The organism is Rhodococcus sp. BP-261, assembly GCF_019835205.1.
Classification (GTDB): Bacteria; Actinomycetota; Actinomycetes; order Mycobacteriales; family Mycobacteriaceae; genus Rhodococcoides; species Rhodococcoides kyotonensis_B.
Map to the genome: position 1 here is coordinate 48,424 of NZ_JABUCO010000017.1, position 14,118 is coordinate 62,541.

Annotated in this window: 16 protein-coding genes; 9 read left to right on the plus strand and 7 right to left on the minus strand. The window is 65.1% G+C overall.

The window, feature by feature from the left end; genetic code table 11:
• Position 1: 1 nt before the first annotated feature.
• Entirely contained in the window at positions 2–1,906 is a 1,905-nt protein-coding gene (ggt, locus tag HQ354_RS17885) for a gamma-glutamyltransferase (RefSeq protein WP_068430778.1), read from the minus strand.
• A gap of 163 nt (positions 1,907–2,069) precedes the next feature.
• Between ggt and hadA the strand changes: the two genes are divergently transcribed.
• The 3 genes from hadA to HQ354_RS17900 are packed head-to-tail and all read left to right on the plus strand — an operon-like array spanning position 2,070 to position 4,036.
• Positions 2,070–2,612, plus strand: a complete 543-nt coding sequence (hadA, locus tag HQ354_RS17890; RefSeq protein ID WP_114329992.1) for a (3R)-hydroxyacyl-ACP dehydratase subunit HadA — start codon at positions 2,070–2,072, stop codon at positions 2,610–2,612.
• A gap of 17 nt (positions 2,613–2,629) precedes the next feature.
• A complete protein-coding gene (locus HQ354_RS17895) occupies positions 2,630–3,268 on the plus strand; it encodes a hypothetical protein (protein WP_308115224.1) in 639 nt (212 codons plus the stop codon).
• Positions 3,269–3,319: 51 nt separating this feature from the next.
• On the plus strand, positions 3,320–4,036 hold the full coding sequence (locus HQ354_RS17900; protein WP_222634511.1) for a Clp protease N-terminal domain-containing protein: 717 nt from the start codon (positions 3,320–3,322) through the stop codon (positions 4,034–4,036).
• Here the strand turns inward: HQ354_RS17900 and HQ354_RS17905 are convergent, their stop codons facing one another.
• Complete coding sequence (locus tag HQ354_RS17905; protein WP_068430787.1) at positions 4,037–4,645, minus strand: TetR/AcrR family transcriptional regulator; 609 nt, start codon at positions 4,643–4,645, stop codon at positions 4,037–4,039.
• 20 nt (positions 4,646–4,665) lie between these two features.
• Positions 4,666–5,907 carry a multidrug effflux MFS transporter gene (locus tag HQ354_RS17910; RefSeq protein WP_068430790.1) on the minus strand — a complete coding sequence of 414 codons (1,242 nt, stop codon included), beginning with the start codon at positions 5,905–5,907 and terminating at the stop codon, positions 4,666–4,668.
• 74 nt (positions 5,908–5,981) lie between these two features.
• Here HQ354_RS17910 and HQ354_RS17915 point away from each other — a divergent pair, with 74 nt between their 5' ends.
• A complete protein-coding gene (locus HQ354_RS17915) occupies positions 5,982–6,440 on the plus strand; it encodes a MarR family winged helix-turn-helix transcriptional regulator (RefSeq protein WP_254303632.1) in 459 nt (152 codons plus the stop codon).
• Here HQ354_RS17915 and HQ354_RS17920 read toward each other — a convergent pair.
• Positions 6,437–7,402 carry an NAD(P)/FAD-dependent oxidoreductase gene (locus HQ354_RS17920; RefSeq protein WP_167676616.1) on the minus strand — a complete coding sequence of 322 codons (966 nt, stop codon included), beginning with the start codon at positions 7,400–7,402 and terminating at the stop codon, positions 6,437–6,439. The genes HQ354_RS17915 and HQ354_RS17920 overlap by 4 nt on opposite strands.
• 119 nt (positions 7,403–7,521) lie before the next feature.
• Between HQ354_RS17920 and HQ354_RS17925 the strand changes: the two genes are divergently transcribed.
• The 3 genes from HQ354_RS17925 (at position 7,522) to HQ354_RS17935 (ending at position 9,526) form a co-directional block, all read left to right on the plus strand.
• Positions 7,522–8,199 carry a thiamine pyrophosphate-dependent enzyme gene (locus HQ354_RS17925; protein WP_068430799.1) on the plus strand — a complete coding sequence of 226 codons (678 nt, stop codon included), beginning with the start codon at positions 7,522–7,524 and terminating at the stop codon, positions 8,197–8,199.
• A 3-nt stretch (positions 8,200–8,202) separates the two neighbouring features.
• Positions 8,203–9,132 carry a transketolase family protein gene (locus HQ354_RS17930; RefSeq protein ID WP_167676618.1) on the plus strand — a complete coding sequence of 310 codons (930 nt, stop codon included), beginning with the start codon at positions 8,203–8,205 and terminating at the stop codon, positions 9,130–9,132.
• 121 nt (positions 9,133–9,253) lie between these two features.
• Entirely contained in the window at positions 9,254–9,526 is a 273-nt protein-coding gene (locus HQ354_RS17935) for a hypothetical protein (RefSeq protein WP_068430804.1), read from the plus strand.
• A 3-nt stretch (positions 9,527–9,529) separates the two neighbouring features.
• On the opposite strand, the gene HQ354_RS17940 is transcribed toward HQ354_RS17935, so the two are convergent.
• The 3 genes from HQ354_RS17940 to HQ354_RS17950 are packed head-to-tail and all read right to left on the minus strand — an operon-like array spanning position 9,530 to position 12,226.
• Positions 9,530–9,721, minus strand: a complete 192-nt coding sequence (locus HQ354_RS17940) for a hypothetical protein (protein ID WP_068431050.1) — start codon at positions 9,719–9,721, stop codon at positions 9,530–9,532.
• A 29-nt stretch (positions 9,722–9,750) separates the two neighbouring features.
• Positions 9,751–11,385 carry an alpha/beta-hydrolase family protein gene (locus HQ354_RS17945; RefSeq protein ID WP_174551493.1) on the minus strand — a complete coding sequence of 545 codons (1,635 nt, stop codon included), beginning with the start codon at positions 11,383–11,385 and terminating at the stop codon, positions 9,751–9,753.
• A gap of 16 nt (positions 11,386–11,401) precedes the next feature.
• Positions 11,402–12,226 carry an MBL fold metallo-hydrolase gene (locus HQ354_RS17950; RefSeq protein WP_068430807.1) on the minus strand — a complete coding sequence of 275 codons (825 nt, stop codon included), beginning with the start codon at positions 12,224–12,226 and terminating at the stop codon, positions 11,402–11,404.
• A gap of 329 nt (positions 12,227–12,555) precedes the next feature.
• Between HQ354_RS17950 and HQ354_RS17955 the strand changes: the two genes are divergently transcribed.
• Both HQ354_RS17955 and HQ354_RS17960 read left to right on the plus strand, forming a co-directional pair.
• Positions 12,556–13,416 (plus strand): SGNH/GDSL hydrolase family protein, encoded by an 861-nt coding sequence (locus HQ354_RS17955; RefSeq protein ID WP_261768895.1) that lies wholly within the window; start codon positions 12,556–12,558, stop codon positions 13,414–13,416.
• 66 nt (positions 13,417–13,482) lie between these two features.
• Positions 13,483–14,118, plus strand: coding sequence for a LysE family translocator (locus HQ354_RS17960; protein WP_068430810.1), 636 nt, complete (start codon positions 13,483–13,485; stop codon positions 14,116–14,118).

A 14,118-nucleotide genomic window follows, 5' to 3' on the forward strand; every position in this document is an offset into this window, starting at 1 on the left:
ACTAGTTACCCAGCACGACACCCTCACGACGCGGATCCGCACCACCGGTCCACCCGGTATCGGTGCGCTGCAGCGCGCTCAGGCCGCTGGACTGGTCGGCGACGGACACGTCGTGGCCCATCGCGTCGAGTTGCTTCACGACGGGATCCTCCGGCCCCCGCACGTTCGGATGCTCACCGCCGTAGTTCGTGGCGGGCGAGTTGGCGGCACCGAAGTCGACCATCGACACGGCCTGTTGAGGGTTCATCCCCCAATCGAGCATGCCCACAAGCGTTTTGACGACGAACTGAATGATGACCGATCCGCCGGGAGAGCCCGTCACGATCGCCAGATCGCCCCGTGAGCCGTCGGTGTTCCGGTCGAACACCAGCGTCGGCGCCATCGAACTGCGGGGACGCTTTCCCGGTTCGACGCGGTTGGCCAGCGGTGTCCCATCCGGTGATGCCGGCTCGGCCGAGAAATCCGTGAGCTGGTTGTTCAGCAGGAAGCCGTCGACCATGTGGAACGAACCGAACGCCGACTCGACCGTCGTCGTCATCGACGCGGCGTTACCGTAGCGGTCGACGACGGAGATGTGGCTGGTTCCGTGTTCGGGATCGGTCGACGACGCGAATTCCACGGGCCCGAAGTCGCCGTGCTGTGCCGTTCCCATGCTGCGCTGCGGATCGATGATCCCTGCCCGCTCGCTCAGGTACTCCGGGTCCAGCAGCGCATCCGGTGATCCCCCGGGAAGTGGCACGAAGTCTGGATCGGCGACGTAGAAATCCCTGTCCGCGTACGCAAGTCGCTCGGCTTCGGAGATCAGGTGCACACCCTCCGCCGTGGGCTTCCCGCCGTTCGCATCCATGTCGGTCGGTGCGTACTCGGCCAGATCGAAGTTGGACAGAATCCCCATCGCCGACGCGACCGCGATCCCACCGGACGACGGCCCGGGCATTCCGCAGATGTCGTGGTCCCGGTACTGCGTGCAGACGGCGGTACGGGTCTTGGCCTCGTATCCCGCGAGGTCCTCCAGCGTGATCTGCCCTGGTGTGCGGCCTGCCGAGGTGTCGGCGGTGGCGTCGACGATCGCGTCCGCGATGTCGCCGGTGTAGAACGCGTCGGCGCCACCGTCCGCGATGGAGGACAACGTCTTCGACATCGCCGGGTTGTTCAGCAGGGTGCCCTCGGACTTCGGTGCGCCGTCCGGCAGCAGGAAGTAGTCCTTCGATTCCGGGTCGAGCGCCAGCTTCGCGGCGGAGTCGGCAATCGACTGCGCCATACGTGGGCTGATCGCGAACCCGTTGTCTGCCAACTGCACAGCCGGCTGGAACAAATCGGACCAGTCCTGCGTCCCGTGATCGGTGTGTGCCTGCTCGAGCATCCGGAGCACCCCGGGCACGCCGATCGATCGGCCACTCGATCGTGCATCGGGTTGCGGCGGGGTGCGGTCGACGTCGTCGATGTAGCGCAGGTAGTCGCCGGTGGCGCTCGCGGGCGCCACCTCCCGACCGTCGTACGCCTGTACCTCGCGAGATTTCGCGTCGTAGTACATCAGGAACGCGCCGCCCCCGATGCCCGACGACTGCGGCTCGACGAGCCCGAGCACGGTCTGCGCGACGATGAGCGCGTCGGCAGCGGTACCGCCGTCGCGCAGGACCTCGCACGCGGCCTCGGTCGAGATCGGATTGGCCGTCGACACCGCGTAGTCGCGGGTGTCGACCGGTGTCATCCCCGATCGGTACCCGGTCGCGATCTCCGGGTTCGTCGAGATGTCACCGCCGGAACTGCCGCCCGCCGACGTGCTCTGGGCTGCGGTGATGTCACCAGCCGCGCACGACGCGGATTCGGTCTCCTCGTTACTGCAGGCAGTGACCGGTAACAGGACGAGTGCGCAGAGCGCCACGGTGATTCGTCTCGAACGCATCGACCGACGCTAACACCGGTGCGCCCTCCTCGTAGTCGTTCCACTCCGGGTCGGCGTCGAGTACGGCGATTCCACGGTTGCTGGGTGGTTGCTGGAGGAGCTTTCGGCCCCGTATGGAACGCGTTGCATTCGGTCGACCAGCAGGACGGTAAAATCGTCACCCATGAGCGATGTGTCAGAGGACGTGCCGGGGCAGGTACGTGCCATGGTGGGACAGAGCTACCGGATCGACGACGTCTACGAGGTCGGCAAAGCGAAGGTCGCCGAGTTCGCACGCGCCGTACAGAACTTTCATCCGGCCCACTTCGACGTGGACGCAGCCGCGGAACTCGGTCACCACGATCTCGTCGCTCCGCCTACCTTCATGGCGCTCGTCGGATTCGTCGCACAGCGTCGGCTGTTCGAAGAGACCCTCAGCTGCTACGCCATGCCGCAGATCCTGCAGGTCGATCAGAAGTTCGCCTTCCACCGGCCGCTGCGCGCAGGTGATCGCCTGAGCTGCGAGGTGTCCATCGTCTCGGCGCGCAAGGTTGCCGGTACCGATCTGATCGTCGTCGAGAACGACATCTTCGACCAACGTGACCAGCCGGTCATGACGGCGACGACGACCATCGCAGCCAGCACCGATATCCAGGCACCCGACGAGTTCATGGACGTCGTGGAGAAGATCATGATGGCCGGTACGGTCGCGGTTCCGGCCATCTGACGGTAGTTTCCCGTGGCGTGAAGCGTGCGCCGCTCGAGTCCGGTCCCGACGAGATGCGCCGACGATGGGCGCTCTGTTCCGCGTTGACGGCAGCACAGGGTCGGCCGGACCACTGCTGTGCGCGTGATCGCACCTGGCACTACGACGACGGCGGCGGCAACTGGGCCGACGTCCGGATACTCGACGAGGGACGGGCGGTCCTCGTCGGCCACGACCACGAGTACAGCGACACCTACTACGCCGGAGCAGCACCGTACTTCGGTGAGCCCGAAACCGATCTTCTCGCGGACACTCCCGCGTGGTGGCGGGACGCGATCGAGGACTACCTCGCCGACATCGAGCGGAACGGCATGTGGATCGGCTTCGTGTACGGCTTCGACGGCGGGGTATGGACGCGCGCCGACTACACCGTCTCCGACGGCTTCGAATCCCTTGATCTTCCGACGGTCACGCACGACGCGACGGCGCGTCATCTGACCGAGTTTCTCCAGCACATCGCGCGTGACCAGGGCATGTCCGCCGACGTCGATCCCCAGGCCGTAGCAGCGGCGATCGCTGCCGGCGCCGACGTGTCCGCGGACCAGCTGCGCAGCCTGTTCGGCGCGCGACAGCTGGACGTCGCGGCCGGAGTCGAAGCGGCGCGAGCGTTTCGATGACATCGTCAACCGGGGGTTGACGATCCGGAATCGTCAACTTATGGTTGACGCATGACCGAATCCACGAAACTCAACGTCCCCGTCCGTCTCGACGACCTCATCGAGGGCATCAAGAAGGTGCACACCGATGCGCTCGACCAACTGTCCGACGCTGTTCTCGCGGCGGACGCACTCGGCGACCTCGCCGATCACCTGATCGGGCACTTCGTCGATCAGGCACGCCGCTCCGGTGCGTCGTGGACCGACATCGGCCGCAGCATGGGCGTCTCGAAGCAGGCCGCTCAGAAACGTTTCGTGCCCAAAGGTTCCGACTCCGACCTCGACGCGAACCAGGGGTTCAACCGTTTCACTCCGCGCGCTCGCGGCGTCGTGGTGGGGTCGCAGAACGAAGCGCATTCCGCCAAGAACGCCGAGATTTCCCCGGCGCACATCGTCCTCGGCCTTCTGAGCGAGAAGGAGGGTATTGCAGCGCGAATCCTGTTGACGGACAGCCGGACCGAGCAGGCCGTGCGTGACGCGGCCGCGGCGGTGCTGCCGGAGGCGGTCGCGGAATCCCCCGCTCTGATCCCGTTCGACGCCGACGCGAAAAAGGTTCTCGAGTTGACGTTCCGTGAAGCGCTTCGTATGGGGCACAACTACGTCGGCACCGAGCACATTCTTCTGGCTCTGCTCGAGCACGAAGACGGCTCAGGGTTGCTGACCGACCTCGGTCTCGACAAGCCATCCGTCGAGCAGCAGGTTGCCGAGTTTCTGTCGCAGTTCGACTGATCATCGACGCGGCGGCGAGATGCCCGCCGTCACGTTGTCGACGAGTGCATCGACGAAGTCGAAGTCCAACGGCAGGGTCGGAAGCAACAACCTCAAATAGCAAGCGCCCCACAGTTCGTCGATGACGACGTCGAGGTCGATGCCGTTCGCGATCTGTCCCACGCGTCGGGCGGCTTGGAGGCGTCCCACCATTCGCGTTCGACGCGGACCGGCGTACGAGCGGATGAACTCGTCGGCGAGAGCGGGGTCGCTCTGTGCCGCGCCGATCAACTCCGCGACGATATGTCCTGACCGTTCCGCGGTCAGTAGTGAAACGAACGACCGCAGTTGGGTTTTCAGGTCGGCGGAGATGTCACCGGTGTCCTCGAACGACACGACGTCGTCGACGACGCTCGAATAGGCCTCGTACGCCAGCGCGCCAGGCGACGGCCACCATTTGTAGAGCGTCATCTTGCTGGTGCCGGCCTGCGCGGCCACCTTGTCGAAAGTAATTGCTGCGAAACCGCTTTCGAACAAGCGATCGGCGGCGGCCTTCAGAACGGCGGCACGTACCTCTCCGGCGGGCCGTCGTCCGCGGCCTGGCCGGAGGGACGTCGGCCGGTCCTTCACACCTACCCCTTCGGATGGTCCTACGTGGTCGAAGGGTACACGACGGCCTGATCGGAGTCGCGGATTCGTGATGCGAACAGGCACGCACCTGCGGCGATGATCGCACCGGCGAGCATGGCGATCACCATCGGAATGGCAGTGTGCTCACCGCCGAGACCCACCAACGGCGACACCACGGCGGCCAAACCGAACTGTAGCGCACCGAGAACTGCTGATCCGGTGCCTGCCAGGTGTGGAACCTGTGCGACCGCAAGGCTTGTCGCGTTCGCGAACACGAAGCCCAGGCTCACGAGCGTCGAGAAGAGCAGTACGAGCGTCGGCCACAGGCTGATTCCGATCAGAACGAGGATCATCAGCGCAGCCGTCGTCACGACGATGGCGCAGATGCCTCCGGTCATCATGCGATGCAACGACATCCGATCCGCCAGTTTTGCTGTGATCGCACTGCCGATCATGAGGCCGAGAGCGTTGACGGCGAACGCCGCCGAATACTGTCCTGCGCTGAGCCCCAGCATGTTCTGCAGTACGAACGGCGATGCCGAGATGTAGGCGAACATGACGCTGAACGCGAACGTGAACGTCAGCGTGTACCCGACGTAACGGGGATTGCGGAGTACGGATCCGATGCCGGTGATCATGTCGGTGAGACCGCCACCGCGTCGGGCATGCGGGTGGAGCGACTCGGGGACGAACGCAATCGCGGAGACCAGCATCAACGCCGTCAGGCCGGTGATGATCCAGAAGACGCCGCGCCATCCGATCGAATCGACGACGGCGCCGCCGATGAGCGGTGCGATGACGGGCGCGACGCCGCCGATGATCATCATGAGCCCGAACAGCTTCGCGGAGCGACTGCCTTCGGTGCGATCGGCGATGATGGCCCGTGACAACACGACGCCTGCAGCGCCGGCGAAACCTTGCACGAACCGCGCGCCGATCAGAAAATCGATCGACGGCGCGAGGGCGCAAGCCGTGCCCGCGACCAGGCAGACTGCCGATCCGACGATGAGCGGCACCCGTCGACCCAGTTTGTCCGACAGGGGGCCGATGACGAGTTGACCGAGCGCGAGACCGATCAGGAACGTCGTCAGCGTCAGCTGAATGCTGCTCGCCGACGTCGACAGTTCCTCGGCCATCGCGGGAAATCCGGGCAGGTACATGTCGGTGGCCAACGGCGGAATGGCCGTCAGCAGCGCGAGAACGCAGACGAGAAGTCCGCTCGGAGGCGTGAGGGTTTTCGGTGCGGTCTGAGTCGTACTCATGGGCAGGCAGGGTCCGTTCGACGTAACTGGGATAGTCGAACAATAGCATATAAATTTATATGTATTATGGTCGTGTGACTTCTCCGCGAACGCCAGGGCCCGACGCTCTCGCCTCGGTGCTGCACGATTTGAGCTGGACTGTTCAACGGCTCGATCCCGTCGAGGACCTGGGGATCGAACGTATACCCGCGCCGGAGTTGACAATCCTCAAGGAGGTCGACCGAAGCCCTGGTATAGGGATCACGGCGCTGGCCGAGCTGCTGGCGATGCAGCAGTCGAATGTCAGTGCGGCAGTGAAGAGTCTGGTGCAGAGGGGCCTCCTCGCGCGCACGCCGTCGCCCGAAGATCGGCGGGTCGCGCAGCTGAACGTCACCGAGCAGATGGTGCGTAACCGCACGAAGATCGAGGCGGCATGGTCGTCGCGCATTACCGAGGCGCTCGCGCACCTACCCGAAGATGCTGCTGCGCAGCTCGTTTCGGCAGCGCCTGCACTGGAACTGCTGATGAACGAGCTGCGCGAGCCCGGCCGCTAGCGGGATGTGGCAGCGAGTGCCGAACGGACGTCTTCTTCGATGAAGCTGGCGACGATACCGCCCGCTGCGCGGACTCCTGCTGCGGCAGAGCCGATCACGTTCTCCATCGGCGCCGCGACGTTGCCCGCTGCGAACACGCCGGGGACCGAGGTGTTCCCGGCCTGATCGGTGGCGACGTACGACGCGCCCATCGGCTTGTCGCCCATCGTCATCTCGGTGACCTCGAGGCCGAGACTCACCAGAATGTCCGCGTTGGCCTCGAACTCGGGCTTGGTGACGACTGCCTGCACCGGAACGGTGGTGCCGTCGGCCAATGTGACTCCGGCGAGCGTGTCGTCGTCGAGTGCGAGGCGCGCGATCTCACCCTTCACTACGGTCACGCCGAGGGCCGCCAGTTTGGCCGATTCCTCTGCGGTGGGCTCGAATTGGTTCGTGAACAGCACGACGTCGTCGACCCACTGCCTCCACATCATTGCCTGATGCGCCGCGAACGCGCTGCCGATGATGCCGACGGTCTGCTCGCGAACTTCCCAGCCGTGACAGAACGGGCAATGCAGAACGCTACGTCCCCATTGCTCTGCGAGTCCCTCGATGTCGGGCAGCACGTCGGTGAGACCGGTGGTGACGAGGAGGCGTCGCGCAGTGACCGCGGTGCCGTCGGACAGGTCGACCGTGAAGTGCGGATCGGTGTGCTCGTCGGACTTCGATGCGGACAGCACCGAACCGGCCTTGATCACGACGCCGTAGGACTGTGCCTCGTCGCGGCCTCTGGCCAGCAGGTCGAGGGGCCGTATGCCTTCGAGGCCGAGGTAGTTGTGGGCGTGGTCGGCCGGTGCGTTGCGCGGCTGACCTGCGTCCACGACGAGCACCCGCTTGCGCGCCCGCCCGAGCGTCACCGCTCCTGCAAGGCCTGCGGCGCCGCCGCCGATGATGATCACGTCGTACTCGGGTTTCGATGTCATGTTCCCACTGTGACCCACTGTTCCGTTTATGGCAAGTAACTTTGCCGGATTGGCAAAATGGACAACTCGAGAGGGTCGGGCCTTGACCTCGACAAAGGTTGAGGTCGCAGGCTGGGGTCATGACAGCGACCTACGACGAGTTACCGGCGCTCATGACCAGAATGACCGGCGACGAAAAGCATGATGCCAGCGCCACATCCACGCTCGACGTCATCTGGGTTCTCTATTCGGACGTGCTCCGCGTCGACCCGAGCGATCTGGACGACCCGGACCGTGACCGATTCTTTCTGTCCAAGGGTCACGGGCCGATGGCGTACTACGCGGTGCTCGCCGCACACGGGTTCCTGACGCCGACGCAGCTGGACACGTTCGGCGACTTCGACTCGATTCTCGGATATCACCCGGATCGCACCCTCGTGCCCGGCGTCGAGATCTCGTCGGGCTCGCTCGGTCACGGGCTCGGCCTGGCCGCGGGAACCGCTCTCGCTCTGGCGCTGCGCGGGAGTGACGCGCGCGTGTTCGTCCTGCTCGGCGATGCGGAACTGGACGAGGGCAGCAACATCGAAGCCATCCAGTTCGCCGGCCGTCGCGGTCTGACGAATCTGACCGCCGTGGTGATCGACAACGACTCCGCGGGGCTCGGGTGGCCCGGCGGTATCGCACGCCGGTTCGCGGTCGAGGGATGGGTGGTCGACGACGTGGACGGCCGAGATCATCGACGACTGCACCGTGCGCTCACCGCCCGAGACGGGGACATGCCTCATGCCGTCGTCGCCCACGTGGAGAAGAAGGGGTAGACCATGACGACATCGATTGCCGCATCGACCGATCAGCGTGAGCGCTTCTACCGGCTTGTTCCGGAGCTGCTGGCCGAAGACGATCGGCTCGCGCTGGTGCTCGCCGAGATCGGCGTCGGATACGTCGACCCGTTCCTGACGGACGACGTTCGGGCGCGAGTGGTGAATGTCGGTATCCGCGAACAACTTTCGATTTCCCTGGCGGGCGGTATGGCGCTGGCCGGGATGCGGCCCATCGTGCACACGTTTCCGCCGTTCCTTGTCGAGCGACCTTTCGAGCAGGTGAAGCTCGATCTCGGCCATCAAGGCGTCGGCGCCGTACTCGTCAGTGCGGGCGGTTCGTACGGCATGGCGTCCGGTGGGCAGACGCATTTCGGCCATCGCGACGTCGCGGTGCTCGACACCCTGGATGGGTGGACGATCGACGTCCCCGGCACGGCCGACGAGGCGGAGGATGCGCTGCGTCGAGCGGTTCGATCGGATGACCGCGTCTATCTGCGGCTCGACAGCACATCCAATCGCCGACGCTACTCCGACGGCCCCGGCTTCACCGTGCTCCGGCGAGGCAGCTCGGGGACGGTCGTCGCGGTGGGACCGATGGCGGACAACACGCTCGATGCCGTCGAACTCCGAGACGTCACGGTTCTGTACGCCGACACCGTTCGGCCGTTCGACGCGGCAACCCTCGTGTCCACGCTGACGCATCCCGACGTGGCGATCGTGGAGCCGTATCTGGCGGGGACGTCGGTGCCGTACGTGTCCGACGCGTTGTCCCACGTCCCCCACCGAGTACTCGGCCTGGGTGTGGGGCGGAAGGAACTGCGCCGATACGGCTCGCCGAAAAACCATGAACGGGCACATGGACTCGATGTTGACGGTCTCCGGAACTCGCTGGACGGATTCTTCGGATCCACGCCCCGTTTCGGGGGCTGAAACAGGACGGTTCGGCATCGAATGTCCAGGTCAACCGACCTGGATCGCCTTGAAACACGTGCTGTGGTGTTGTTCACTGGTCGGGTACGGAAGAGGTCGTACGAACAGTGGTCGGGGGACGATGAACAGAGCAGTCGAGCATTCGTGGCACGAGAACACGTGGCGCGACGGGGACACCGTTGTCGCCGTCCGCGATCTGGGCAAACGATCGTGGTGCAGTGGCGTACCGGCGGGTTCGGTAGGTGTCGTCGTCGACATCGACTGGCTCGGAGACCTACGCGTGGTGTTCACCATCGACGACTGGCTCGCGGGCCGGACCATGGTGGAGAAGGTGGTTCCCGTGTGCGACGTTCGTCAGGTTCGCCCGTACGAACGTCGCCTCTCGGAAGCGTGAGTTCTACTCGGTTTTGGTAGCAGGGCCGTCGGGCGTCGCGCCGCCTTCGCCGGACCAATCTCCGGAATCGGTTCCTTCCGCGGGATCGGATTGAACGTCTGATTCGGCGGTGTCCGCGCCTTGCTCGGTGTCCACCGTGCTGGGATCGGCCGAGTCCGCCTGCTCGTCGGGATGCGTGTGATCGGTGTCGGTCATGTCCGGCACATACCCAAGAAATTCGATTGTCAACCGGCGACGACGCCGCGCAACCGCTCGGTGTCTGCGGCCGTCCATCCCTCGGGCTGCAGAATTGCGGCCCAGAGGTCGACGGCGTCCTCGCCGTAGTTGTGTCCGTGCCCCTGGGGGACGTCCGTGGAGAACACCATGTCGAACGTCGTCTGCCAGAACGTGACGAACGGGAACCATCGAACTCCTGGGTCGACGTCGTAGCCGCGCGGTTCTCGCAACCAATCAGGTTGATGCAGAACGAGGTTCGGTGACCACCAGGTGATGGGGTCCGACGCATGCTGCCAATAGACGACGCGCGGGTTCGCCCACGGTGTACCGATGTCCAGATCGGCAGGCCGGCCGGCGAATCGAACGTGCTGGCCGTCGGCGACGACGGGAAGAATCTCCCGCGATCCGGGGTCGCGATCTGCGGTGATCTGCGACCACTGCTCCGTGAAGTTCGGGCTGCCGACCCAAAGTGTGCCGTCGGTCCGTGCGACCATGTCCCGGGCACCGCCGAACGCATCCTGACCGCCGTACGAACCGAGGCTCTCGCCGAATGCGACCAACCTGGGACGTGCGTCTTCCGAGAGTTCGGCGACGGCATCGTAGACGCGGTCGAACAACGCGCGCCCCGCCTCGCGCGGTGAATCGCGATCGACGAGAAAGGCAATGGGACTCGGCAGGAACGAGTACTGCATCGACGCGATTGCAGTATCGCCGCCGTACATGTACTCGAGCGACCCGGCGACGGATTCGTTGACCCAGCCGCGGCCCGTCGTCGTCGCGACGGCTAACACTGCGCGGTCGAATGCCCCCGTTCGTTTCAGTTCTGCGACGACTCTGTCTGCGGCGTCGGCTATCGAATCGGCCTCTGCAGCACCGACGTAGGCGCGAATCGGAGTCAGGGCCGCAGTGCCGGTGAACTTCTCGATGTCCTCCGCCGACGGTCCCGACGACACGAACCGCCGTCCCTCCTTGCCGAGCGAATCCCAGTCCTCGTTCGATTGGGGTGAACCAGACTTCTCCGGCGCCGTGGGTTGTTCGACGCCGGGGTGGTTGGCCTCGTCGGAAATCTTGGACGCGCTCGTGATGGAGGCGATGAGGACATTGTCGACGACTCCGTTCAGGACGAGCAGTGTCAGCAGCGCCACGGCCGCCACACCGATCACCTTGGCGATCGGGATGGGTACGAAACGGGTGCACAGCGCAACAAGTTTCCGGGCGCACCAGCGTAATCCGCGCGCGAATGCCAGCAAGAGCGTCGAGACGGCGACTGCCACCAGCAGAACGCCGAGATACAGGGCCCGCGCCGGATCGTCGATCTCGACGAGCTTCCGGACTATTTCCTGCCACCACGATCCGAGAACGAGGAACAGCGGAACGACGACGGCCGCGGTCGCGCCGAGTAGCCACCATCCGGTACGTTTCGTCCCGTCCGACCACCGGGGTTTCAACCCGCATGCACGTCCGATCCAGATCAGCAGGCAGCCGAGCCCGTAGCCTGTCGCCACACTGATTCCGGTGGCGACGCCCTGGAGGTACCAGACACGGGGTAGCAGAGACGGCGTCATGGAGAACGTGAAGAACACGACTGCGAGGAACAGCGCGGCAGGTTCGAGCCGTGCGAAGTACCGCCGCAGGGTACGCATCGTCACATAGTAATGTTCAGACGTCGGTCGAAACTCCGATGTGGTCGAAATACCGTCGCGCCGAGCGGAACACCGCGTCGTGCGCGTCGCGAGTGATGATCCGGTTCCACCAGGCTCCGTAGAGCGAGCCGAAGTCGAAGGGACGCACGAGCTCGACGGCACGCCGAATCGTGTCCGGATGCTCGGGGATCAGATTGGGGTAGCTGTACATGAAGCCGACCCACCGACGGTCGGCGACGACGGTGAAGATGTCGCCGGCGCACAGCGCACCTCGGCCGTCGATGCCGTCGGCCCAGTGCATGACGGTGCCGCCGGCGAAGTGGACACCCGCGTTGATCAGAGTGAGTCCGGGGAGGATTTCTCTCGCGTCTCCCGACCACAGGACCACGTTGTCGCGGCGGGGCACCCATGGCGCGTCGCGCTCGTGCACGTAGATGGGGGCGTCGCCGAACGCGCGACTCCACTCGACCATGGAGCTGTAGTAGTGCGGGTGCGACAACGCGATGGCGGAGATGCCGCCGAGTTCGGTGACCCGCTGCACGGCCGCGTCGTCGATGTACGAGATCGAGTCCCACAGCACGTTTCCGCCGGGGCCGGGAATCAACAGCGCGCGCTGGCCGATGGCGAAGTCGGGTGCCGTCGCCAGCCCCCACAACCCGGGAACTTCCTCGTGGATGTCGACGGTGTACCCGTCGCGCCGCAGCTCTGCGAGGGACGTCCACTGCTGGCCGTCGTAGCCGACGTATTGCCGCTCGTCCTCGCAGATCGGGCACTGCGCACGGTCGGCGTCCAGCGGATACTGGACGCCGCACGTGACGCAGATGGGGAGATCGTTCCCCATGATCGCTCCGATATCAGAGACCGAAGGGGAGAACTCCCGGAGCCAGCTCGAAGCCGCTGCTGCCGGCCGAGATGGATCCGACGCTGCCGAGGATGAGGTTGATGAAGTTCGTGATCATGCGGAGGTAGTCCTTACGTTACGTGTGCGGTGAACCTGGTCGAGGGTACCGGCGCCGTCGTCGAATGGGCAGCCCGTGTTGCCTGTGACTTGGCTGCGAATCCGTGCCACGCGTTCTCCGCGCGCGTTCCAGCGGCAGCGCAGGTTGCACCGTGCGCGTTCGCTGCAACCTGCGCGGTGGTGCCAATTCGCATCGGTAGCCTGGGAGAATCATGCGTCGCGCAGCGGTAGGACTTCTGGCAGGACTCGTACTGGTCGGGTGCAGTGCCGAGCAGGAATCGGGCGCGTCGGCCCCGACCCCTCCGGCGATCGACTACGTCGCACTCGGAGATTCCGCTGCGTCGGGACCTCTCATTCCGAATTCGACCGGGACGCCCGGCTGCTTGCAATCCGATGCGAACTATCCCCATGTTCTGGCTCGGCTGATCGATGCGGCGACGTTCGTCGACGTGTCCTGCTCGGGTGCGCGGTCGGAGAACATCACGGTCACCCCGCAGCAGACCAACAGCGGTTCGATCCCGATTCAGCTCCACGCCCTGTCCCAGGACACGGACCTCGTCACGATCACCATCGGCGGTAACGACGTCGACCTGGTCGCGGCCGCGCGCGGATGCGTGAACTTCTCTCCCGAGCCGAACGGGGAGTCGTGCGCCGACGCGCTCACGGCAGACGGCAACGACCGCATCGCCGACGCCATCGCCGCTGCCGCACCGAAGTGGGGTGACGTGCTGGACGCGATCGCCGACCGAGCTCCGAATGCGGAGATCGTCGTCGTCGGCTACGGCACGTACGTCCAGCCCGGTGGTTGTTACGGCACCCAGCCCGTGTGGGCGCGGGATGCGGACTACCTGCAGGCGAGCGTCGATCGATTGAACGACGCCCTCGCCGCCAAGGCCCGGTCTCACGACGCGGAATTCGTCGACGTCCGGCCCGTCAGCGTGGGTCACGACGCGTGTGCGGCTCCCGATCAGCGCTATCTCGAAGGCGTCGTGCCGGCGAATCCGGCTGCGCCCCTGCACCCCACCGCGGCAGGGATGGAGGCGTTCGCCCAGGTGATTGCGGCCATGCGCTGACGCACCCGTCCACGATCGTGAAACTGGCCCGATACAACGGGTCCGAACACTGTCATCGTCGATGGCATGGTGACGACGACTGCGGTGATGGGTGTGTTCGCTGTCGCGCTGGCGATGGTGCTCACTCCTGGGCCGAACATGGTGTATCTGGTGTCCCGCAGCATCTCTCAGGGCCGGAACGCGGGCCTCGTGTCGCTCGGCGGCGTCGCGCTCGGGTTGGTGGTGTACGTGGTGGCCACCAACCTCGGTTTGGCGGCGGTGTTCGTTGCTGTTCCCGCGCTGTACACGGCCATCAAGATCGCCGGAGCGTGTTATCTGTTGTGGCTGGCCGTGTCGGCGATTCGAGGATCGACGACGGTCTTCGAAGTGTCGGGGCTGCAGCAGGATTCGAACCACCGATTGTTCACGATGGGGTTGGTGACGAATCTGCTGAACCCCAAGATGGCCGTCATGTACATCTCGATCATTCCGCAGTTCGTGAATCCTGCTGCCGGACATGTGTTCGTGCAGGGCGTCGTGCTCGGCGGAGTGCAGATTCTCGTCGCGGTGACGATCAATGCACTGATCGTGCTGGGCGCGGGCACGATCGCGCAGTTCCTGGCGGTCCGACCGACGTGGGCGCGGATTCAGCGGTACGTGATGGGAACGGTGCTCGGCCTCCTTGCCGTTCGTCTGTGCGCTGACGCACCCGTGCGTGCATAG